Origin of the sequence: Kitasatospora sp. HPM-01-4, from assembly GCF_051374625.1 — a bacterium.
Classification (GTDB): Bacteria; Actinomycetota; Actinomycetes; order Streptomycetales; family Streptomycetaceae; genus Kitasatospora.
Map to the genome: position 1 here is coordinate 5,250,370 of NZ_JBPQGP010000005.1, position 21,526 is coordinate 5,271,895.

Sequence of the window (21,526 nt, forward strand, 5' to 3'; positions counted from 1 at the left end):
TCACACAACCCGAGGAGGGCACCCATGCCTACGGTCTCCCGAGTGCGCTGGGCCGTGATCGCCGCGACGTCGCTGGCTCTGGCGGCCACCGGCTGCGGGGGCGGAGGCGGCTCGGGCGGTGGCGGCGGCAGCGCGAGCGGGATCGTCACGGCATGGTGGGGCGACCCGCAGAATCCGCTGGAACCGGCCAACACCAACGAGGTGAACGGCGGTGCGGTGCTCGACATGATCTTCACCGGCCTGGTGGCGTACGACCCGGAGACCAGCAAGGCCCAGAACGCGATGGCCGCGTCGGTCTCCTCCGGCGATCAGCAGCACTGGACCGTCAAGATCAAGCCGGGCTGGAGGTTCAGCGACGGCACTCCGGTCACCGCCTCCTCCTATGTGGACGCCTGGAACTACGGCGCGCTCTCCACCGACAGACAGGTGGGCTCCAGCTTCTTCCAGTACATCCAGGGCTACTCCGACGTGGCCCCCGCCTCCGGGAACCCCACGGCGAAGACCATGTCGGGGCTGAAGGCGGTGGACGACACCACCTTCACCGTCGTGCTGAGCCAGAAGTTCTCCACCTGGCCGCAGACCCTCGGCTACGCCGCGTACTACCCGCTCCCGAAGAGCTTCTTCACCGACCACGCGGCCTACCTGGCCAAGCCGGTGGGGAACGGGCCCTACACGATCACCTCGTGGACCAGGGGCCAGCGGATGCAGCTGCGGCCCAACCCCGACTACGCGGGCGGCAACAAGCCGAGGAACGCCGGTGTCGACCTCAAGGTCTACACCGACACCAACGCCGCCTACGCCGATCTGCAGGCCGGGAACCTGGACGTGGACAACGGCCTGCCGAACAACGCGCTGAAGACCGCCAAGTCCGATCTCGACGGGCGGTTCCTGAGCGAACCCGCCGGGATCATCCAGACCGTCTCCTTCCCGCTCTACCGGGCGGACTGGAGCACCGAGAACGCCAGGCTGGTCCGCCAGGGCATCTCGATGGCGATCGACCGCTCCACCATCAGCAGGGTCGTCTTCGACAACACCCGTACGCCCGCCAGTGACTTCACCTCGCCGGTCCTCGGAGCCTTCGGCGGCTACAAGGAGGGGCTCTGCGGCGACGCCTGCAGACACGACCCGGACCGGGCCAGGCAGCTGATCCAGCAGGGCGGCGGAATCCCGGGCGGCCAGCTGACCATCAGCTACAACGCCGACGGCCCGCACAAGGAGTGGGTCGACGCGGTCTGCAACAGCGTCAACAACGTGCTGGGCGACACCAAGGCCTGCGTCGGCCGTCCGGTCGGCACCTTCGCGGACTTCCGCAACCAGGTCCACGGCAAGCAGCTGACCGGCGCCTTCCGGACCGGCTGGCAGATGGACTACCCGCTGATCCAGGACTTCCTGCAGCCGGTGTACGTGACCGGGGCCTCCTCCAACGACTCCGGTTACGCGAACAAGGCCTTCGACGCCCTGATGAACCAGGCGAACGGGGAGTCCGACCCGGCGAAGGCGGTCGCCGGCTACCAGGAGGCGGAGAAACTGCTGGCCGCCGATCTGCCGGCGATCCCGCTCTGGTACCAGAACGGCACGGTCGGCTGGTCGGCCCGTACCTCCGGCGTGATGCTGAACCCCTTCAGCGTCCCGGTCTACACCGAGATCACCGTCAAGTAGCCGGCAGCGGCGGCTGGTTCACCGACGCGGCGGCACCGGCCGCCGAGCCCTCGACGGCCGACTGGAGGTTCGTATGGGTCGCTACGTCATCAGACGCCTGCTCCAGATGATCCCGGTCTTCATCGGGACCACCTTCCTGATCTTCGTCATGGTCCACGCCCTGGGCGACCCGGTGGCCGCGCTCTTCGGCGACCGGGCGCCGGACCCGGCCGTCGCGGCGCAGATCCGCGAGCAGTACAACCTGAACGACCCGCTCTGGCTGCAGTACCTGAAGTACATGGGCAGGCTGTTCCGGTGGGACTTCGGGACCACCTTCAGCGGGCAGAGCGTCACCTCGCTGCTGGCCACGGCCTTCCCCACCACGCTCAGGCTGACCGCGGTGGCCTTCACCATCGAGGTGGTCATCGGGATCTCCCTCGGAGTGCTGAGCGGCCTGCGCCGGGGCGCGGCCGCCGACAACGGGGTACTGGCGCTGACCCTGGTGGTGATCTCCATCCCGACCTTCGTCACCGGCTATGTGCTCCAGTACCTGGTCGGCGTGGAGTGGGGAGTGGTGCCGGCGACCGTCGGCGACCAGGTGACCCTGGACCGGCTGATCCTGCCGGGCATCGTGCTGGCCTCGGTCTCGCTGGCGTACGTCGCCCGGCTCACCCGGACCACCGTCGCCGAGAACGCCCGCGCCGACTACGTCCGCACCGCCGTCGCCAAGGGGCTGCCGCGCGGCCGGGTGGTGGTGAACCACCTGCTGCGCAACTCGCTGATCCCGGTGGTCACCTTCCTCGGCACCGACCTGGGCGCGCTGATGGGCGGTGCGCTGGTGACCGAGCGGATCTTCAACATCCACGGCGTGGGCTACTACCTGTACCAGGGCATCGTCCGCCAGAACACCGGCACCGTGGTCGGCTTCGTGACCATCCTGGTGATCATCTACCTGGCGGCCAATCTGCTCGTCGACCTGCTCTACGCGGTCCTGGACCCGAGGATCCGGTATGCCTGACCAGGAGAAGTACCACGAGGCGGACCCGCTGGCCGAGGCCGGCACCGAGGAACTGGAGCTCCAGAGCGCGGTCGAGAACCGGACCTTCGACCTCGGCACCATGGATGCGCAGTCGGTGCTGAAGAACGAGCGGCTCCAGGACCGGCCCCACACCCCCGGTGCCGACGACCGGGTGGCGGCCCGCAGCCTGTGGCAGGACGCCTGGCGGGACCTGCGGCGCAACCCGGTCTTCATCGTCTCCGGACTGCTGATCCTCTTCCTGGCGCTGGCGGCGGTCTGGCCCGGCCTGCTCACCTCGACCGACCCGCTCAGGTGCGACCTGTCCAGGTCCCAGCAGAGCGCCACCGCCGGGCACCCCTTCGGCTTCGACAACCAGGGCTGCGACGTCTACGCCAGGACGGTGTACGGCGCCCGCGCCTCGATCACGGTCGGCGTCTGCGCCACCGCCGGGGCGGCGCTGGTCGGCACCCTGATGGGGGGTCTGGCCGGCTTCTTCGGCGGCTGGTTCGACTCGGTGGTGTCCCGGCTCGCCGACGTCTTCTTCGGCATCCCGATCCTGCTCGGCGGCCTGGTCTTCCTGTCCGTGGTGCCCAGCCAGTCGATCTGGATCGTGGTGGCCTTCATCGTGGTGCTCGGCTGGCCGCAGATCGCCCGGATCTCCCGGGGCTCGGTGATCACCGTCAAGCAGCAGGACTACGTCACCGCCGCCGAGGCGCTCGGGGCCGGGAGCGGCCGGATCCTGCTGCGGCACATCCTGCCCAACGCGGTCGCCCCGGTCATCGTGGTGGCCACCATCGCGCTCGGCACCTACATCGCCCTGGAGGCCACCCTGAGCTTCCTCGGTGTGGGGCTCAAGCCGCCCACGGTCTCCTGGGGCATCGACATCTCCTCGGCCTCGGACTCCTTCCGCAACGCGCCGCACATGCTGCTCTACCCCGCGGGGGCGCTCAGCCTCACCGTGCTGGCGTTCATCATGCTCGGCGACGCGGTCCGCGACGCCCTCGATCCCAAGCTGCGCTGAGGAGGGCGAGCGATGGCTACCAGCATGAGCAGCCGGCAGACCGACCCCCGGCCGGGCGAGTCCGGGCCGGCGGACGAACCTCTGCTTCAAGTGCGCGACCTGCACGTGGAGTTCCGTACCCGGGACGGTGTCGCCAAGGCCGTCAACGGGGTCAGCTACGGCGTCCGGGCGGGGGAGACGCTGGCGGTGCTGGGGGAGTCGGGTTCGGGCAAGTCGGTGACCGCGCAGGCCGTCATGGGCATCCTGGACAGCCCGCCCGGCTTCGTGACCGGAGGCGAGATCCTCTTCAAGGGCCGGGACCTGCTGAAGATGGGGCAGGAGGAACGCCGGCGGATCCGCGGCTCGCAGCTGGCGATGATCTTCCAGGACGCGCTCTCCGCGCTCAACCCCGTGCACTCGGTGGGCTACCAGCTCGGCGAGATGTTCCGGGTGCACCGGGGCGCCTCCCGCAGGGAGGCCAGGGCCAGGGCCGTCGAGCTGATGGACAAGGTCCGCATCCCGGCGGCGAAGGAGCGGGCGGACGACTATCCGCACCAGTTCTCGGGTGGTATGCGTCAGCGCATCATGATCGCGATGGCGCTGGCTCTGGAGCCGGATCTGATCATCGCGGACGAGCCGACGACGGCGCTGGATGTGACGGTGCAGGCGCAGGTGATGGAGCTGCTGGCGGAGCTGCAGCGGGAGTACCGGATGGGGTTGATCCTGATCACCCATGATCTGGGGGTGGTCGCGGATGTGGCTGACAAGATCGCGGTGATGTACGCGGGGCGGATCGTGGAGACCGCGCCGGTGCACGAGCTGTACGCGCACCCGGCGCACCCGTACACCCGGGGACTGCTGGACTCGATTCCGCGCCTGGACCAGAAGGGCCAGGACCTGTATGCGATCAAGGGCCTGCCGCCCAACCTGCTGCGGATTCCGCCGGGTTGCGCCTTCAGTCCCCGCTGTCCGAGGGCGCAGCAGATCTGCCGCCAGGAGGTGCCGAGGCTCTTCCAGGTCACCGAGGAGGACGGGCGCGTGGTGGCCGGGCGGGGCAGTGCCTGCTTCTACTGGAAGGAGACCCTCCGTGGCTGAGCCGATCCTCGAGGTGCGGGCGCTGGTCAAGCACTTTCCGTTGACCCAGGGCGTTCTGTTCAAGAAGCAGGTCGGTGCGGTGCGTGCGGTGGACGGGGTCTCCTTCGAGTTGCGGAAGGGGGAGACGCTTGGCGTCGTCGGTGAGTCCGGGTGTGGCAAGTCGACGTTGGCCAAGGTGCTGATGAACCTTGAACGGGCCACGGCCGGTGAGGTGTTGTTCAAGGGGGAGGAGATCTCGGGGCTGAGGGGTGCGGGGCTGAAGGCGGTGCGGCGGAACATCCAGATGGTGTTCCAGGATCCGTACACGTCGCTGAACCCGCGGATGACGGTGGGTGACATCATCGGGGAGCCGTTCGAGATCCATCCGGAGGTGGCGCCGAAGGGCGACCGCCGTAGGGCGGTTCAGGATCTGCTGGACGTGGTGGGTCTGAACCCGGAGTACATCAACCGGTATCCGCACCAGTTCTCGGGTGGTCAGCGTCAGCGGATCGGTATCGCCCGTGGTCTGGCGCTGAAGCCGGAGATCATCATCTGTGACGAGCCGGTGTCGGCGCTGGACGTGTCGGTGCAGGCGCAGGTGATCAACCTGCTGGAGAAGCTGCAGCAGGACTTCGACCTCTCGTACATGTTCATCGCGCACGACCTCTCGATCGTCCGGCACATCTCGGACCGGGTCGGGGTGATGTACCTGGGCAAGATGGTGGAGATCGGCACGGACGAGGAGATCTACGAGCACGCCACCCACCCGTACACCCAGGCACTGCTGTCCGCGGTCCCGGTACCCGACCCGAGCGGGCGTGAACGGCGGGAGCGGATCGTGCTCTCCGGCGACGTCCCGTCGCCGGCCGATCCTCCGTCGGGCTGCCGCTTCCGCACCCGCTGCTGGAAGGCGCAGGAGCGATGCGCGGTGGAGGTGCCCGCGCTGACCGTCCGGGAGTGGCTGGAGGGATCGGCCGCGCATGAGTCCGCCTGCCACTTCGCGGCGGAGCACGAGAACGGATAGCGCACCGCGGAGCGTGAGATCAGCCTCAGCACGCCAAAAGTAGATCATTTCGCTGCCTTTTCCGCCCGGTCAGGGAATCGCTATTCGGATAATCTTGTCCGCTATCCGGAAAGCGGTACAAGTAATTCCATGGCCGATATGTCTCCGTCTGTCAGTCAATGGCCGGGCTTGGGTGTGCCATGTAATAGAAAAGAGATGTGAGGAAGATTCCATACGGGGTCGGCGGGCTCGATAGTTGCTCTGCGTGTGCCGACGGACGCATCGCCAACTAGGCGAATGGGTCCCGGTGTTGGCCTCTGTCATGCCTGGAACACCGGCTGTGGAGAGGCCCTTCGTTCCCGCGCCCCGAATCGAGAGGCAGTTGAATGAGGCTCACCAAGACAATGCGTTTGGCGGCGCTGGCCGCCACCACGGTCCTGGCTGTTTCGGCCTGCAGTAATGGCGGCGGCTCGGGCGGTGGCGGTGGAAATGCGACGGCGAGTGGCAATGGTCCCGCCAAGGACGGTGGCACCTTCCGACTCGGCATTGTCGAGCCTACTGCGATCGATCCGTACAACGTGCAGGAGTCGGAGGGCACTCTGGTCGCCCAGAATCTGTTCACCGGCCTCACCAGCGTCGATGCCAGCGGCAAGATCAGCAATGCGCTGGCCGAGAGCCGGACCTCGAACGACGACTGCAGCCAGTGGACGTTCAAGATCAAGGGCGGGACCACCTTCTCCAACGGAGAGCCGGTGGACGCGCAGTCGTTCATCCGCGGCTGGACCCGGGTCGCGGCCAAGGACGCGGCCTCCGACGTGGCGTACCACATGAACGAGATCGACGGCTTCAAGGAGCTCCAGGACGGCTCCGCCACCACGTTCCGGGGCCTGTCGGCGCCCGACGCGACCACCCTCGTGGTCAAGCTGGCGGTCAAGGACTGCGAGTTCGACATCCGTACCTTCCACACCGTGTTCAGCCCGATGCCGAAGGTGGCCGGCTCGGCCACCAACAAGACCTTCAACGACATGCCGATCGGCAACGGGCCGTTCAAGATGGAAGGCCCCTGGCAGCACAACAGCAAGATCACGCTGGTCCGGAACGACAGCTACGGCCTGACCAAGGCCCACCTGGACCGGATCGAGATCTCCATCCTGAACTCGGCCAACGCGGACCAGCTGGAGTACCAGGGCTTCCAGGCGGGCCAGTTCGACTGGGCCCGGATACCCACCGAGCAGCTGCCCGTCGCCAAGGCGACCTACGCGCCGAAGAACGAGTGGTACGACTGGGCGGCCAACGGCATGAACTACCTGATGCCGATCACCTTCCAGGGCCCGCTGAAGAGCAAGGAGGCGCGGCTGGCGGTCTCCTACGCGATCGACCGTGACGCCATCGTCAGCGGCGTGTTCAAGGGCTTCAACCAGAAGGCCACCACGCTGGTGCCCGCGGCCTTCAAGGACGCCTACCAGGCCGGCGTCTGCGTCAGCTGTGTCAAGCAGGACAAGGAGAAGGCCAAGGCACTCGCCGCGCAGGCCGGTCTGACCCCCGGCACCAAGCTGTACTTCGGCTACAACACCGGTGGCGGCCACGAGGCCTGGGTGCAGGCCGTCGCCCAGCAGCTCAAGGACGTGCTCGGGCTGGACGTCCAGCTCGACGGCATGCCGTTCAAGGACATGCTGAAGAAGGACAAGTCGGCGAGCGCCACCGGTATGTACCGGGCGTCCTGGGGCGCGGACTACCCGACCCCCGGCAACTACCTGGCACCGCTGCTCGCGACCGGCTCCATCAACGAGGACCCGACCACCCACGACGCCCAGGGCGACAACGCCGGCCGCTACAGCAACCCGGCCTTCGACGCCCTGCTGCAGCAGGCCACCGCCACCAAGGACCCGGTCGCGCGCGACAAGATCTACCAGCAGGCCGAGAAGCTGGCGATCGGCGAGGACCAGGCACTGATCCCGGTCTTCACCCGCCAGCAGGAGCGTGTCGCCAACACCCAGAAGTGGGCCAACCTGACCTACGACTTCAACGAGAACCCGACCCTGGCCACGGTCTCGCAGAAGTAGCCCGTCCCTTCGCGCCAGGCGTGGTCCGCTCCTGAACCCGTGAACGCCCCTGACCGGTTGACCGAAGGGGCCTGGCACAACGCCGTCGCCCCCGCCTCGACCAGGCGGGGGCGACGGCCCCCGGGTGCCTGCCGGATCCGGCGGTGTACGGGGGAGAGGGCGACGCCGCTCTGCCGCGACCCCACAGAGAGGCACATGCCATGGGTAGGTATCTGCTGCGAAGGCTCGGACAGATGGTGATCGTGCTGCTCGGCGCGACGCTGATCCTCTTCGCCTGCCTGTTCGTCATCCCCGGTGACCCGGTCGGCTCGCTGGCCGGCAGCGAGCGCTCCCGGGACCCCGCGGTGATCGCCGAGCTGCACAAGCGGTACGGGCTCGACAAGCCGGTGATCGTCCAGTACGGCACGTACCTCGGCAAGCTGGCGCATGGCGACATGGGTGAGGACTACACCCAGCGCCGCCCGGTCACCGAGATCCTCGGCCCCAAGCTGGTCAACACCTCCAAACTGGCCGTCGTCGCCATCGTCTTCGACGCGGTGATCGGCGCCGCCGTCGGCGCGCTGGCGGCACTCAAGCGGTACTCGCTGGTGGACACGGCGGTCACGCTGGTCACCACGATCCTGGTCGGCTTCCCGACCTTCGTGATCGGCATGCTGATGCTCAACCTCTTCGCCGTACAGCTCAAATGGGTGCCGGTGATCGGCGATCCCGGCGATCCGCTGCAGATCATCCTGCCCGCGATCACGCTGGCCATCGTGGACGCGGCCCTGGTCGCCCGGCTGATGCGCGGCACCATGCTGGAGGTGCTGCGCGCCGACTACGTGAAGACCGCGATCGCCAAGGGAGTACCCAGGCGCCAGGTGCTGCTCAAGCACGTGATGCGCAACTCGGTCATCCCGGTGGTGACTTACCTCGGTATCTCGTTCGGCGGCCTGATGGGCGGGGCGATCATCACCGAGACCATCTTCAACTGGGACGGCATCGGCATGGCGATGTCCACCGCGATCCAGCAGCAGAACAACCCGGTCGTGGTCGGGGTGGCGACCTGGGGTGTCGCCATCTTCGTGCTGCTCAACCTGGTCGTCGACCTGCTGTACGCGATGCTCGACCCCCGCATCCGGCTGAGCTGAGGGCAGTGAGATGACTGACGACAAGACGAAGGAAACCGCCGTACCGGGCAGGCCGGTTCCCGGGCAGCGCAAGGATCCGGGTCCGGCCGGGGCCCAGGCCGAGCCGGCCGTCAGGGTGGTCAAGGAGTGGCAGGAGGTCTGGCACCGCTTCGCCGCCAACAGGCTGGCCCTGGTCGGTCTGGTGCTGGTCGTGGGACTGTTCCTCACCGCCCTCTTCGCGCCGCTGATCGCCCCGCACGACCCGCTGCGGCAGGACCTGATGAACACGCTCAAGCCCCCGAGCGGCGACCACCTCTTCGGCACCGACGTCCTCGGCCGCGACCAGCTCTCCCGGGTGATCTACGGATCCAGGATCGCGGTCATCGTCGGCCTGGTGTCGATCCTGCTGACCCTGTTCATCGGCATCGTGCTCGGTGCGATCGCGGCCTACTTCGGCCGGTTCTACGACACGCTGACGATGCGCGTCGCCGACGTGTTCTTCGCCTTCCCGCTGCTGATCGGCGCGATCATCATCATCACCGTGACCGGTCGCGGGGTCTGGCCGGTGGTGCTCTCGCTCGCCGTCTTCGGCTGGGCCACCGTGGCGCGACTGCTGCGGAGTTCGGTGCTCTCGACCCGCGAGATGGACTACGTGCACGCGGCGCGCGCACTGGGTGCCGGACACCTGAGGGTCATCCTGCGGCACATCCTGCCCAACTCGATCGCGCCGGTCATCATCTACGGCACGTTCAACGTCGGTACCGCCGTGGTCGCGGAGGCCTCGCTCTCCTACCTCGGCGTCGGCGTCAGCCCGGAGGTGCCGGAGTGGGGCAACATGCTCGCCGCCGGCCGGGGGTTCATCGGCGTCTACGACTACATGTGGACCCTTCCCTCGCTCGCGGTGGTGCTCACCTCCCTGGGCTTCATCTTCCTGGGCGACGGCGTGCGCGACGCCCTCGATCCCAAACTGCGGTGAGCGGCGTGGAGTTGACGGACGTGACCGGACCGGGAGACGGCAGGGACAGGGCGATGACGGAGTCGGTGCGGAACGAGACGGGCGCGCCCCTGCTGCAGGTCGACGACCTGCAGGTGGAGTTCGTGACCCGGGACGGCGTGGCCAGGGCGGTCAACGGCGTCAGTTACAGCGTCGGATCGGGGGAGACGCTGGCGGTGCTGGGGGAGTCGGGTTCGGGCAAGTCGGTGACCGCGCAGGCCGTCATGGGCATCCTGGACACCCCGCCCGGGAGGATCACCGGCGGCAGGGTGCTCTACCGGGGTGAGGACCTGCTCACCATGCCCGAGGAGGACCGGCGGAAGATCCGCGGCCGGAGGATCGCGATGATCTTCCAGGACGCGCTCTCCGCGCTCAATCCGGTGTTCTCGGTGGGCTGGCAGCTCGGCGAGATGTTCCGGGTGCACGAGGGGATGTCCAAGAAGGACTCGCTGAAGAAGGCCGTCGAGCTGATGGAGCGGGTGCGTATCCCGGCGGCGAAGGAGCGGGTGAACGACTATCCGCACCAGTTCTCGGGTGGTATGCGTCAGCGCATCATGATCGCGATGGCGCTGGCTCTGGAGCCGGATCTGATCATCGCGGACGAGCCGACGACGGCGCTGGATGTGACGGTGCAGGCGCAGGTGATGGAGCTGCTGGCGGAGCTGCAGCGGGAGTACCGGATGGGGTTGATCCTGATCACCCATGATCTGGGGGTGGTCGCGGATGTGGCTGACAAGATCGCGGTGATGTACGCGGGGCGGATCGTGGAGACCGCGCCGGTGCACGAGCTGTACGCGCGCCCGGCGCACCCGTACACCCGGGGACTGCTGAAGTCGATCCCGCGCCTGGACCAGAAGGGCCAGGACCTGTACGCGATCAAGGGCCTGCCGCCCAACCTGCTGCACATACCGGACGGCTGTGCGTTCAACCCGCGCTGCGAGCGTGCCGTTGACCGGTGCCGCACCGAACTGCCGCTGCTGCAGCCCGTGCTGGACGAGGAAGGCGCCGAGCTGGCCGGCCGCCGCAGCGCCTGCCACCTCTGGAAGGAGACCCTCCGTGGCTGAGCCGATCCTGGAGGTCAAGGACCTGGTCAAGCACTACCCGCTGACCCAGGGCGTTCTGTTCAAGAAGCAGATCGGTGCGGTCAAGGCCGTCGACGGCATCTCCTTCGAGCTGCACAAGGGCGAGACGCTGGGCGTCGTCGGTGAGTCCGGGTGTGGCAAGTCGACCTTGGCCAAGGTGCTGATGAACCTTGAACGGGCCACGGCCGGTGAGGTGTTGTTCAAGGGGGAGGAGATCTCGGGGCTGAGGGGTGCGGGGCTGAAGGCGGTGCGGCGGAACATCCAGATGGTGTTCCAGGACCCGTACACCTCGCTGAACCCGCGGATGACGGTGGGGGACATCATCGGGGAGCCGTTCGAGATCCACCCCGAGGTGGCGCCGAAGGGCGACCGTCGCAAGGCGGTTCAGGATCTGCTGGACGTGGTGGGTCTGAACCCGGAGTACATCAACCGGTATCCGCACCAGTTCTCGGGTGGTCAGCGTCAGCGGATCGGTATCGCCCGTGGTCTGGCGCTGAAGCCGGAGATCATCATCTGTGACGAGCCGGTCTCGGCGCTGGACGTGTCGGTGCAGGCGCAGGTGATCAACCTGCTGGAGAAGCTGCAGCAGGACTTCGACCTCTCCTACATGTTCATCGCGCACGACCTCTCGATCGTCCGGCACATCTCGGACCGGGTCGGGGTGATGTACCTGGGCAAGATGGTGGAGATCGGCACGGACGAGGAGATCTACGAGCACGCCACCCACCCGTACACCCAGGCACTGCTGTCCGCGGTCCCGGTACCCGACCCGAGCGGCCGCGAGGGCCGCGAACGGATCATCCTGTCCGGGGACATCCCCTCACCGGCCAACCCGCCCTCCGGCTGCCGCTTCCGCACCCGCTGCTGGAAGGCCGAGGAACGCTGCTCCACCGAACTGCCGCTGCTCGCGGTGCCCTCCCTGGAGGGACCGGCCGCGCACGAGTCCGCCTGCCACTTCGCCGCGGAGCGCGAGATCGGGCAGAGCCCGGCGGAGCGCGAGATCGGATAACGCGCAGGCCGGCGACAGCCGGACGGGCCCCGGAGGTGAGATTCCCTCCGGGGCCCGTCCCGTTGAGCGGCTCAGAGTCGAGCGGTCATCACTTGGAGAAGCCGATGTTCTCCATGATGTAGTCCGACAGACCCGGGGAACCGAGGTTGGCGACGGCCTTCTTCACGCCGAAGATGGCCGGGCGCTGGTACATCGGGATCAGACCGGCGACCTTCCACTCCTCGGCGTCCGCCTTGTCGACGTTGGCGAGCTCGCCGGCGGTGTCGGGGGCCGAGACGGCGGCGTCCAGGTCCTTGTCCAGCGCGTCACTGCCGACCTGGCTGTAGTTGGCGCCACCGTTCGTCTTGTACTGCGGCATCATCGAGCTGGCCACGAACGGGTTGCCGAGCAGCGCGAAGACGGTCATGTCGAAGTCGAACTTGTAGACGTACTTGTCGAAGAACTGGTCCGACGGGGCGGTGAAGGTGGTCACCTTGACGCCGACCTGCTGCAGCATCTGGGTGATCATCGAGCTCTCGTTGGTGGCGGTGGTGACACCGGCCGGGATGACGAGCTTGAGCGAGAGCTCCTTGCCGTCCTTCTTGCGGATGTCGCCGTCCATCTTCCAGCCGGCCGCGTCCAGCGCCTTCTTGGCCGCGTCGGGGTCGAACTTGCTCAGGCCACCCGAGTTGTCCTTGTAGCCGTTCTGGGTCGGCACCAGGAAGTGGTTGTTCATCGCCGCGGCCGGCCAGTTCAGGCCGTTGAGGTCGGACTTGGCGATGGTGTCGCGGTCGATGGCCTGGAAGATGGCCTGGCGCACCGTCGCGTCGGTCAGCATCGGGCTCTTGCCGTTGAGCATGATGTGGCGGAAGTCCGGGCCACCGGCGATCCGGGCCTCACCGTCGGCGGTGGACTGGATCTGCTTCAGACCGGCGGCGTCCGGGCCGTTGTTGAAGAAGTCGATCTCACCGTTGGCGAAGGCCTGCGGCATGGCGTTGGTGTCCATCGCCTTGAAGACGATCTTGTCCAGCAGCGGCTTGTCACCCGAGTAGTTGGGGTCGGCCACCACGGTGACGGTCTTCGCGGTCTGGTCGATCTTGTCCAGCTTGAACGGGCCGGAGGTGACCGGGATGTTGTTCACGAAGCCCGTGTTGAACAGGTCCGGGGACGCCATGTACTTGGCCGGGAGCAGCGGCGCGTTGGCGACGCTGTTGAACATGCTCTGCCAGTCCGAGTACGGATTCTTGAAGGTCATGATCGCCTGGTAGTCGTCGGCGCCCTTGACGACGCTCTCGACCTGGTCGAAGCCGGCGGTCGAGGTGACCTTGAAGTCCTTGTTGGTGCCGTTCTGGGCCTGCCAGTTGGTCTGGATGTCCTGCCAGGTGATCGGGGTGCCGTCGGACCACTTGGCCTTCGGGTTGAGGGTCCAGGTGACGACCTGCTTGCCGTCCTTCATCTCGGACTTGGCGTCCAGCAGGTAGGCCTTGTTCGGCGTCTGGGTGCCACCGGCGTCCGAGCGCCAGAGGGTCGGGAAGAGCGCCTTGGCCACGTCGATGGTGGCCGACTCGTTGCCGTCGGTCTCCAGCGGGCTCCACTGGCTGGACATCTGGTCGATGGCCCAGTTGAGGGTGCCGCCCTGCTTCAGCTCGGCGCGGTCCTTGGGGTTCAATGCCGTCTGGGTCAGCTTGGGCGCGGCGGAGGCGGCCGGGGCGGCGGAGTCGTCGCTCTTGCTGCTGGAGCAGGCGGTCAGCGACAGCGAGGCGGCGGCGATGGTGGCGACCAGCGCGACCGGGGTCCGGTTGAGCTTCAAGGGATTCCCCCTGGTGGGTTACGGAGATGTGGGAGTGAACCCGGCAGCGTCGTTGGCGACGGGTGGTGCCGGTGGAGCGACTGCGGTGGTGCTGGTGGTGCGGGACGCCCTGGGGCGCGGCTGGTGGGGGTCAGATCACTTCCAGGGCCTTGGCGAAGTGGCAGGCGGCCGAGTGGTCGTCGGCGAGCTTCGCGTTGGCGGGGTCCTCGTCACGGCAGCGCTGCTGCTCGTTCTCACCGAGGGTCTGGAACTTCGGGCAGCGGTTGCGGAACCGGCAGCCGCTCGGTACGTCGGCCGGGCTGGGCAGGTCACCGGTGAGCAGGATCCGGGCCCGCTCGCGCTCCTGGCGCGGGTCCGGGAGCGGTACGGCGGAGAGCAGGGCCTGGGTGTAGGGGTGGGACGGCGCGTCGAAGATCGCGTCGGTCTCGCCGACCTCGACGATCCGGCCCAGGTACATCACGGCGATCCGGTCGGCGATGTGCCGGACCACCGAGAGGTCGTGGGCGACGAACAGGTAGCTGAGGCCGAGCCTGGTCTTGAGCTCGTCCAGCAGGTTGAGCACGCCCGCCTGGATGGAGACGTCCAGTGCGGAGACCGGTTCGTCCAGGATGACCAGCTTGGGCTCCAGGGCCAGGGCCCGGGCGATGGAGATGCGCTGCCGCTGGCCGCCGGAGAACTCCTGGGGGTAGCGGTCGGCGTGGTCGGGGTTGAGGCCGACCAGCTCCAGCAGCTCCGGGATGCGGGCGGCGATCCTGGCCCTGTCCCAGCCGTGGGTCTTGAGCGGCTCGGCGAGGATGTCACCGATCGGCATCCGGGAGTCCAGGGCCGCCATCGGGTCCTGGAAGACGATCTGCATGTCCCGGCGCAGCGCCTTGCGGTCGGCCCGGCTCATGCTCTTGGTCTCCTTGCCGAAGACCGCGACGGTACCGACCTGGTCCTTGGGCAGGTCCAGGATCTCCAGCAGGGTGGTGGTCTTGCCGCAGCCGGACTCGCCGACCAGGCCGAGCGTCTCGCCCTCGCGGATGTCCAGCGAGATGCCGTCCACCGCGCGCACCACGCCGACCTTGCGCTTGACCACCGCTCCCTTGCTGAGCGGGAAGTGCTTGGTCAGGTTGTCCAGCTCCAGGACCGTGGCGCGCTCGGCACGGGGGCGCTGCGTCAGCGCGGAGGCCTCGGGCAGCTCGGGCACCGGGTAGATGGTGGCCGGGTCCAGGGTGTCGCCCAGCTCGTGGCTGCGGTGGCAGGCGGTCGGGTGCGTGCCGCCGTCCCTGACCGACAGCTCCGGCTCGACCTCGCGGCAGCGGTCGATGGTGATCGGGCAGCGGGCCGCGAACGGGCAGCCCCGGGGCAGCTCCACCATGGACGGCGGAGTCCCCTCGATCGGGGTGAGCGCGCGGCGCTCGGTCTCGTCCAGCCGCGGGATCGAACCCAGCAGGCCGATGGTGTACGGCATCCGGGGGGAGTAGTACACCTCGTCGACGCTGCCGGCCTCGACCGGCTTGCCCGCGTACATCACCTGGACGCGGTCGGCGAAGCCGGCCACCACGCCGAGGTCATGGGTGATCATCACGATGCCGGCGCCGGTGACCTCCTGGGCCTTCTTCAGCACCTCGAGCACCTGGGCCTGGATGGTCACGTCCAGCGCGGTGGTCGGCTCGTCGGCGATGATCACCTTGGGGTCGTTGGCGATCGCCATGGCGATCATGGCGCGCTGGCGCATACCGCCGGAGAACTCGTGCGGGAAGTTGTCCACCCGGCGCTTGGGGTCCGGGATGCCGACCACGTTGAGCAGGTCGATGGCGCGCTCGCGGGCCTGCTCCTTGGTCATCTTCTGGTGGATCTGCAGCGCCTCGATGATCTGGGTGCCGACGCTGTACACCGGGGTGAGCGCTGACAGCGGGTCCTGGAAGACCATGCCGATGTCCTTGCCGCGGATCAGGGACATCTCGTTGTCCGAGAGGCCCAGCAGTTCGCGTCCGCCCAGCTTGACCGAGCCGGTGACCGAGGCGGTGTCGGGCAGCAGACCGAGCACGGCCATCGAGGAGACGGACTTGCCGGAGCCGGACTCACCGACGATCCCCAGCACCTCGCCCGGACGGACGGAGTACGACACACCGCGCACCGCGCGGACCGGTCCCGCCTCACTGGGGAAGGAGACGACCAGGTCGCTGACGTCGAGGATGGGCTGAGACTTGTCCAGCCGGGAGTCGGTCACCGGTCGGAGTCCTTCCTTGGTACGGGTGCTGTCCGAGGGCTGAGGGGGAGTGGCGGCGGCCGTCATGAGGTGCTCAGCGCGTCGGTGGAGGTGCTCGGGCCCTGCAGCTTCTGGTCGGAGAGCCCCTTGCCGGCCTTCTCCGTGCCCTGGGGCTTGAGCTTCTTGGCCTTGGCCTTGGCGCCGGAGGCGTTCGGGTCGAGGGCGTCGCGCAGGCCGTCGCCGATGAAGGCGACCGCGATGCCGATCAGGACCAGGCAGCCGGCCGGGAAGTAGAAGAGCCACGGGTAGGCCGGGGCGTTGGTGGTGTTGTCGGCGATGATGGTGCCGAGCGAGACGTCCGGCGCCTGGATGCCGAAGCCGAAGTAGGACAGGCCGCTCTCGCCGATGACCGCGGCGCCGACCTGGATCACCATGTCGATGATCAGCAGCGAGGCCATGTTCGGCAGGATGTGCCGGAAGATGATGACCGGTCCGGACACGCCCATGTACTTGGCGGCCTTGACGAACTCACGGTCCTTCAGGGTCAGCGTCATCGAGCGCACCACGCGGGCGGTGATCATCCAGCTGAACGCCGCCAGCAGCACCACGAAGATCAGCCAGCTGGCCCCCTGGAAGATCGGCGAGAGCACGGCGACGAGGAGGAAGGACGGCAGCACCAGCAGCAGGTCGACCGCCCACATCAGGACGCGGTCGATCCAGCCGCCGTAGTAGGCCGCGACGGCGCCGACGGCGCCCGCGACCAGGGTGCTGATCAGGCCGACCAGGATGCCGATCACCAGGGACTTCTGCAGTCCGCGCATGGTCAGCGCGAAGAGGTCCTGGCCGCCCTGGTTGGTGCCCCACCAGTGGTCACCGCCCGGAGGGGCGTTGAACGCCATGTAGTCGTGGTGCAGGTAGTCGTACTTGTCCACCAGCGGGCCGCCGTAGGCCATCACGAAGAGGATGACCAGGACGGCCAGACCGACCAGCGCCAGCCTGTTGCGGGTGAAACGGCGGAAGGTGAGTTTGGCGCGGCTCTGCCGCTTGGCGGGCTTGGGCTGCCCCGTGGTTGCGTCGCTCATGGCTTCTTCTCCTGGACTGAGTAAGGGACGTGATGCTCCGTCGGGTGCTCAGCGCACCCGGACGCGCGGATCGAGCGCCGCGTACATCAGGTCGGAGAGGAATCCCGCGATAAGCACCAGCACGGCGGTGAAGAGCGAGACGGCTGCCGTCGCGTTCACGTCGTTGCGGGTGATCGAGGTGACCAGTAGTTCGCCCATGCCGTGCCAGCCGAAGGTCTTCTCGGTGAAGGTGGCGCCGACGAACAGCAGGACGATGTTGTAGACGAGCAGCGGGACGACCGGCAGGATCGCGGTCCGCAGGCCGTGCTTGACGAGTGCGGCGCGGCGGCGCAGGCCCTTGGCGCGCGCGGTGCGCAGGAAGTCGCTGCCCAGCACGTCGAGCATGGTGCTGCGCTGGTACCGGCTGTAGAGCGCGACCTGGATCAGGATCAGCGTCAGGCCGGGCAGCAGCATGTGCTCGGCCCGGTTGCCCAGCGCGGCGAAGTCCCAGCGGCCGGCGAACTCGGGGTCGGTCTCACCGGTGAAGTGGATGGTGCCCGCGCCGAGGAACTGGATCGTTCCGAGCTTGAGGAAGAGACCGAGGATGAAGACCGGCATGGCCAGGATGAAGAACGAGGCCAGCGTGGTGAACCGGTCGAAGAACTTGTACTGCTTGATGGCGCCGAGTGCGCCGACCGCGACACCGCCGACCGAACCGATCAGGGTGGCCAGCAGCAGCAGACGGGCCGAGACGCCGAGCCGGCGGGCGATCTCGTCGTTGACCGGAGAGCCGTCGATGGTCTTGCCCAGGTCGCCGTGCACGACGCCGTCCGCCCAGGTCGCGAAGCGGGTGACGATCGGCGTGTCCGGGTTCATGTTCACGTCGTCGAGCGTCTTGGAGATGGTCGACTTGGGGATCGGAGGGTTGCGACCTTCGTAGTTCGCCTGCGGGTGCAGGCTCAGGCCTGCTACGAAATATGAGAGAGAAGCGGCAAGGACGACCAAAATCAGATTATTGGCCAGCTTGCGCAGCAAATAGCGACCCAAGGTGGTTCTCTCTCCCTCGTGCGGTCCTGCGGGCGCCGACTGCACAAGGCCCCGGCTGTGCGATCAGTGGGGATGGCAGTTCCCACACTTGATGCCGAGGGGCGTCTCGGAGGTCGGACGGTTGGTCAGAAATGAGACAGCCGCGGTAGGACGGCTTGCTGCCACATCTTGCTAACCCGGTGAACGCTTGTCGACTGGCCCCGGATCAAATGTTGGTAACGCTGCGCGCAATCCGCCAGGTCGGAGGCCGTTTTGACCATGGGTTCATCGGCTCAGGCGCAGGCTAGGGGCCATATTTCGGGCTTGAATGCCCTCGGAGCACAGGCTTCCGCTACTGTGTGGCAGTTGGTGTGATATGTCCGGTTATAGGTCGCCAATGGCGAGTATTCGCCACCTCTCGCGGATTGGACGCCGGACTGATGGGGGTGCCCGCGATGGAAAGTAAATGTCCGATATTTTGAGACATATATCCCTTGGGTCGGCTTTCGGGGAGAACGCCCGAGGCCGGGGCCCATGACGGGCCCCGGCCTCGGGGTGCGGAGCGGTTCGGTCAGATCTGGAAGCGGTAGACCCGGTCCTTGGCCGCCGTCTTGTCGATGACGGAGGTGATGGCGTCCGCGACGTCCTGCGGGGTGACCTGCACCGGGGCGCCGCCCTTCTTAATCTTGACCTTGTCGAAGGCGACCTTCTTCAGGGCGTCGTTGAGCTTGTCGAGGTCCCACTTCAGCACGACCTTGCCGGAGTCGTCCGGCGCCAGGGTGAGGGCCTGGCTGGCCGTCACCTTGCCGAAGTCGAAGCCCTTGGTGCCCGCGTAGACCGACACCGTGCCGTTCAGCACCGACTTGCCGAGGGTGTCGGCGGCCGTCCTCAGGGCGTCCTCGGTGACCTTCGGCTGGGCCGCGGCCACCGGTACGGTCACCACGGCGTCCGGTTTGCCCGCGGCCCGGTCCCGGTACGCCTGCTCGATCAGGTCCATCGCGGCGTTGGCGTCCACGGCCTGCCCCGCCTTGCCGGGGACGACCTCGGTCTGCCCGGCGGCGGTGAAGCGGACGAAGCCCTCCTGGAGGCCCTGGGCGGACTTGCCGCTGAGGGTCTGCAGAGTGGCCTTCAGCTTCGCCCGGTCCACCTTCACCTGCGGCTCGACGGCCGTGCTGCCGCCCTTCAGCGAACCGATCACCTCGACCGGGTTGTAGCTGTGCTTGGTCAGGCCGTCCACGGTGGCCGTGGTGTCGAAGCTCAGACCGGCGGTGGCCGGGTCGAGATCGACCGTCTGGTCGCCGAGCTTGAGCTTCAGCGGCTGCTGCCCGGCCTTGCCGACCGAGCTGTCCAGCGTGCTCACCGCCTGGTCGCGGGAGTCGCCGCCGATGTCGGTGCCGAGCACCGTGGTGCCCTTGGGGATATCGGCCTGATTGAGCATCAGTCCGGTTCCGTACGCGGCCGCGCCGATGAAGAGCACCCCGCCCACCGCGTAGCCGGCCAGCTTCTTCACCTTGCCGCCACGGGACTTGGCTGCCGGGGCGGAGGCGGACGCGGCCTTCGGCTGCGCGGCCTTGGCGTCCTTGCCGGCCTCCTTGCCGCCCTCCGGGGCGGTCGGGGCCTCGGGGCCGTCGGCCTTCTCGGCGCCCTGCGGGGCGGACCCGAAGGCGGGACCGCCGGGGCCGCCGGGGGCGCCGGGTGCACCGGGGGCGCCGGGGAACGGCGCGGGCGGCTCGAATCCCGGCGACTCGGCGAAACGGCCCTGGGTGGGCCTGCCGTCTGGGAAGGGGCGGGAGCGTTCGGAGGCCGAAGCGGCCTGCGGGCCGGCGCCCGGACGGCCGGGGGCGAAGGGGTCGGAGCCGGCCGCCGGCTGGGAAGGCGAGCCGAACCGGTTGGCTGCGGGCGGCCCGGATATGCCGGCCGCCTGCGGGCCCTCCCCGATCGGCTCGAAGCCGCCGACCTGGGTGTCCTCCTGCCCGCCCGGCATGGGACCGGCGGCCGATTCGGCGCCCTTGGGCGCTGCCTGACGGCGCGGCGCGGCGGCCCCGGTACGGAACGGGTCGGCCTGGGCGGGGCCGGTGGCGAACGGGTCCGCCGGTGCCGGCTCGGCCGCGAAGGGGCCGCCCTGGGCGGGGTTGGGTGCGAAGGGGTCGGCCTGGGCGGGGTTGGCCGCGAAGGGGTCGGCCTGTGCGGGGTTGGCCGCGAAGGCGCCGCCCTGCGCGGGGTTGGCCGCGAAGGCGCCGCCCTGTGCGGGGTTGGCCGCGAAGGGGTCGGCCGCCGGGGTGTTCGCGAAGCGGCCGCCCGGGGTCGTGTTGCCCGCGAAGCGGCCGCCGTTCGCCGGCTCGGTCGCGAACGGGTCGGCCGCCTGCCGGTTGCCCGCGGCGGGGAAACCCTGGCCGGGCTCGCGGTACGGCTCGGCGGAGTACGGGGCGCCGGCGGCCGGTCCACCCGGGCCGAACGCGCCGCCGCGACCGGCGTCCTGGGGGAATCCGTCGGCCTGCCGCGGCTGCCCGCCGGCCGTGAACGGGGAGGCCTGCGCACCCGGCGGCTGAGCCCCGGGCATACCGCCGGCCCGCGGCCGGTCCTGGGCCGCACGCTCCGGCTCGGCCCCGCCCGGCAGGCCCTGCCCCGGGGCACCCTGGCCCTGCGGCATGAACTCCTGGGCGGCGGGCCCGGCAGCGCGCATGCCTTCGGCACCCGCCCCGTCGGCCGGCGAACCGCTCGCGGCGGCACCGGCGGCAGCTCCGGCCACCGCGGCGCCGGCCCCCGCACCCGGGGTACCGGTGCCCGGGCCGGCCGGCACCGTCCCGGTGTCCTGCTGACGGCTGCGCTGACGCGGCCGGAACCACTCGCCGGTCGACTCCGCGGAACTGCTCTGCGGCTGGGCACCCGCCTGCTGACCGCCGTTCTGCCACTCCGGCGGCAGGTTCGGCGGTGTCGAAGGCCGGGCGGCGGGGTCGATGACCCCGAGCACGGGGGAGGACGGCGTGGCGGAACGGTGCCGGGGCCCGGACGGCTCGGCGGGCGCGGCCTCCTCGTTCTTCACGGGGCTGCGCATCACCACCGGCGGGATCGGCCGGGAGCCGGGGATGTTGATCCGGATCCTGGTGGTCAGCGTGGTCTCGGTCTTCGGCGTCTCGTCGTCCGCCGCCGGCTCGTTCGCAGCCGGGCCTTCCCCCAGCCTCCGGCCGGGGGTGCCCCCAGGGCCGAACGGGTCGGCGCCGTAGCCGTTCGGGAGACCCGTGCCGTACGGCGGGGTGCCCGACGGGTACGCGTCCGGTCCCTCCCCCGGTCGCCGGCCGGAGTTGCCCCCAGGCCGCCGCGGCGGGTACGCGCTGTCAGATTCGCGGCTGCTCAATGCTGCTCTGCTCCGGGTTCGCAGCCGCGCTGTGGAACGGCGACCGCGGGTTGTGGGGCGTCAGCCCGGCGGCGCGGCGAGTACCGCCGCGCGATGGACCGGACAACCCCT

Annotated in this window: 15 protein-coding genes; 10 read left to right on the forward strand and 5 right to left on the reverse strand. The window is 68.7% G+C overall.

Translation table 11 applies throughout. The annotated features are described in order from the left end of the window. The first annotated feature begins 24 nt into the window (after positions 1-24). The 10 genes from ACSMTC_RS22895 to ACSMTC_RS22940 all read left to right on the forward strand — a co-directional run bounded on the left by ACSMTC_RS22895 (position 25) and on the right by ACSMTC_RS22940 (position 11,990). Complete coding sequence (locus ACSMTC_RS22895) at positions 25-1,659, forward strand: peptide ABC transporter substrate-binding protein (protein WP_436561583.1); 1,635 nt, start codon at positions 25-27, stop codon at positions 1,657-1,659. Between the two features lie 73 nt (positions 1,660-1,732). Beyond that, complete coding sequence (locus tag ACSMTC_RS22900; protein ID WP_436561584.1) at positions 1,733-2,656, forward strand: ABC transporter permease; 924 nt, start codon at positions 1,733-1,735, stop codon at positions 2,654-2,656. A gap of 100 nt (positions 2,657-2,756) precedes the next feature. Then, positions 2,757-3,677, forward strand: coding sequence for an ABC transporter permease (locus ACSMTC_RS22905; protein ID WP_436564776.1), 921 nt, complete (start codon positions 2,757-2,759; stop codon positions 3,675-3,677). 24 nt (positions 3,678-3,701) lie between these two features. Next, complete coding sequence (locus ACSMTC_RS22910) at positions 3,702-4,751, forward strand: ABC transporter ATP-binding protein (protein WP_436564777.1); 1,050 nt, start codon at positions 3,702-3,704, stop codon at positions 4,749-4,751. After that, the gene (locus ACSMTC_RS22915; protein WP_436561585.1) at positions 4,714-5,754 is read left to right on the forward strand and encodes an ABC transporter ATP-binding protein; all 1,041 of its coding nucleotides are present in this window, start codon (positions 4,714-4,716) and stop codon (positions 5,752-5,754) included. The genes ACSMTC_RS22910 and ACSMTC_RS22915 overlap by 38 nt, the downstream gene beginning before the upstream one ends. Before the next feature lie 557 nt (positions 5,755-6,311). Beyond that, positions 6,312-7,796, forward strand: coding sequence for a peptide ABC transporter substrate-binding protein (locus tag ACSMTC_RS22920; RefSeq protein WP_436561586.1), 1,485 nt, complete (start codon positions 6,312-6,314; stop codon positions 7,794-7,796). 200 nt (positions 7,797-7,996) lie between these two features. Beyond that, positions 7,997-8,926 carry an ABC transporter permease gene (locus ACSMTC_RS22925; protein ID WP_436561587.1) on the forward strand — a complete coding sequence of 310 codons (930 nt, stop codon included), beginning with the start codon at positions 7,997-7,999 and terminating at the stop codon, positions 8,924-8,926. A 10-nt stretch (positions 8,927-8,936) separates the two neighbouring features. Then, positions 8,937-9,881, forward strand: coding sequence for an ABC transporter permease (locus ACSMTC_RS22930; RefSeq protein WP_436561588.1), 945 nt, complete (start codon positions 8,937-8,939; stop codon positions 9,879-9,881). Positions 9,882-9,934: 53 nt separating this feature from the next. Further along, positions 9,935-10,963, forward strand: coding sequence for an ABC transporter ATP-binding protein (locus ACSMTC_RS22935; RefSeq protein ID WP_436561589.1), 1,029 nt, complete (start codon positions 9,935-9,937; stop codon positions 10,961-10,963). Further along, positions 10,956-11,990: an ABC transporter ATP-binding protein gene (locus tag ACSMTC_RS22940; protein WP_436561590.1), complete on the forward strand. Its 1,035-nt coding sequence runs from the start codon at positions 10,956-10,958 to the stop codon at positions 11,988-11,990. Before ACSMTC_RS22935 ends, ACSMTC_RS22940 begins: the two co-directional genes overlap by 8 nt. An 88-nt stretch (positions 11,991-12,078) precedes the next feature. On the opposite strand, the gene ACSMTC_RS22945 is transcribed toward ACSMTC_RS22940, so the two are convergent. The 5 genes from ACSMTC_RS22945 to ACSMTC_RS22965 form a co-directional block, all read right to left on the reverse strand. Next, a complete protein-coding gene (locus ACSMTC_RS22945; RefSeq protein ID WP_436561591.1) occupies positions 12,079-13,779 on the reverse strand; it encodes an ABC transporter family substrate-binding protein in 1,701 nt (566 codons plus the stop codon). A gap of 130 nt (positions 13,780-13,909) precedes the next feature. Beyond that, entirely contained in the window at positions 13,910-15,994 is a 2,085-nt protein-coding gene (locus ACSMTC_RS22950; RefSeq protein ID WP_436561592.1) for an ABC transporter ATP-binding protein, read from the reverse strand. 62 nt (positions 15,995-16,056) lie between these two features. Continuing rightward, a complete protein-coding gene (locus ACSMTC_RS22955) occupies positions 16,057-17,055 on the reverse strand; it encodes an ABC transporter permease (RefSeq protein WP_436561593.1) in 999 nt (332 codons plus the stop codon). A 48-nt stretch (positions 17,056-17,103) separates the two neighbouring features. Continuing rightward, entirely contained in the window at positions 17,104-18,081 is a 978-nt protein-coding gene (locus ACSMTC_RS22960; protein ID WP_436561594.1) for an ABC transporter permease, read from the reverse strand. A gap of 550 nt (positions 18,082-18,631) precedes the next feature. After that, complete coding sequence (locus tag ACSMTC_RS22965; protein WP_436561595.1) at positions 18,632-21,415, reverse strand: hypothetical protein; 2,784 nt, start codon at positions 21,413-21,415, stop codon at positions 18,632-18,634. Positions 21,416-21,526: the final 111 nt, after the last annotated feature.